The 1,493-nt window shown below is 47.2% G+C and carries 2 protein-coding genes; one reads left to right on the forward strand and one right to left on the reverse strand.

The window, feature by feature from the left end; all coding sequences use genetic code 11:
- Nucleotides 1-339 precede the first annotated feature (339 nt).
- Entirely contained in the window at nt 340-1,266 is a 927-nt protein-coding gene (gene glsA / locus QUB11_RS31115) for a glutaminase A (protein WP_333392562.1), read from the forward strand.
- Nucleotides 1,267-1,295: 29 nt separating this feature from the next.
- On the opposite strand, the gene QUB11_RS31120 is transcribed toward glsA, so the two are convergent.
- On the reverse strand, nt 1,296-1,493 hold a 198-nt coding region (locus QUB11_RS31120; protein ID WP_333257401.1), incomplete at its 5' end, for a hypothetical protein.

The raw sequence follows: 1,493 nt of genomic DNA on the forward strand, positions 1-1,493 counted from the left end.
TTGCCATGAGAACGTTGCTTGTCCGGCAGGACTGGACGAGTACGGGGAGCTTGTCAGCATCCCCTAATGTGTCGGGCGGTGAAACTCAAGCTGAGATTCTGCAAAGGTTCTCGGAATTGCGGTGGAGTTCAGATACAAGCCCACATCTCCGGCGGTACTCCGCTTGATGCTGGGTAGTTGACTAGCCTGAAGTTCGAGCTTGGTTGAGATCCCCGAAGAAACCCAGTTTCTTCCCGCAGCAGGCCCAAGTGACGCAATTCTGTTAATAAACGGGGTTTCTGGCTCAATATCGCGCCAGGAATGCCAATCTAAAATCTCAAAACATATAAATAATCGAGAGTGAAAATATCCACCAGCAAACTATCTTGCCTGCAACCCGAACAACTGGAAGCTTGGGCAAAAGAGGCAATTAATCGCAGTAAATCGGGTCAAATCCCTGCGTACATACCTCTCCTAGCGCAAGCCGACAGACAAGGGTTTGCCGTGCAAATTCGGGCAATTGACGCGCAAATTATGAGCTGGGGTAGCATTGCTCAAACATTCCCGCTGATGAGTGTAGTCAAGCCTTTTGTGCTGCTTTATTTGCTGTGCGAATTGGGCGAAAAAAGGGTATTTGACTGCGTTGGCTGCGAGCCTTCGCAACTGCCTTTCAATTCCCTAACTCAACTCGAAATAGACCAAGGGAAGCCGAGAAACCCGATGATTAATAGCGGGGCGATCGCCCTAGCGTCTTTGATTCCCGGTCAAAATGCTGTGTCGCGCTGTCAAAACTTGCGAACTTGGTTAAATCAACAGGCAAACAGTCAGTTATTTGTTGATGAGTTAATGCTCGATTCAGTGAATGCAATGCCCAATCAAAACAATTGGAATCTCGCCTTAAAAATGGTAGAATCTGGTTGTATTCAAAACTCGGAAATAGCTTTAGAAACATACAATCGTGTTTGCTGTTTGTCTGGAAATGTGGAGGATTTAGCTAAGCTGGGGATGGTTTTGGTAAATACTGGCGATCGAGCAATGGGGGAAAACTGCCGTACTGTCAAAGCGCTGATGGCAACTTGCGGTTTGTATGAAGCATCGGGCCGCTGGGCGCTGCGGGTAGGACTGCCGGCTAAGTCGGGAGTTAGCGGGGCAATGCTTTCGGTAATTCCGGGCCAGGGGGCGATCGGCTTTTACAGTCCGCCCCTGGATAAAGACGGAAATTCTATCGGTAGCTTATTTCTGTTAGAAAAAATAGCTAAAACTTTGCGGCTAAGCGTATTTGATTAGATTGGTCAGTTGTCAGTTGTCAGTTGTCATTAGGAATGGGGAATTGGGAATTGGGAATTGGGAATTGGGAATTGGGAATTGGGAATTGGGAAACAATATAATTCCGTAGGGCCGGGTATTACGACAATATCTAACCAGTACAAACAAGCTTTATAACCCACATTCCGCACCCCCAACTGGCACATACGCGGATTGAGGAAGTAAAAGTGAATCATCGGAGATAATAA

The sequence above is a fragment of the Microcoleus sp. B6-A1 genome, assembly GCF_036705085.1.
Taxonomy (GTDB): domain Bacteria; phylum Cyanobacteriota; class Cyanobacteriia; order Cyanobacteriales; family Microcoleaceae; genus Microcoleus.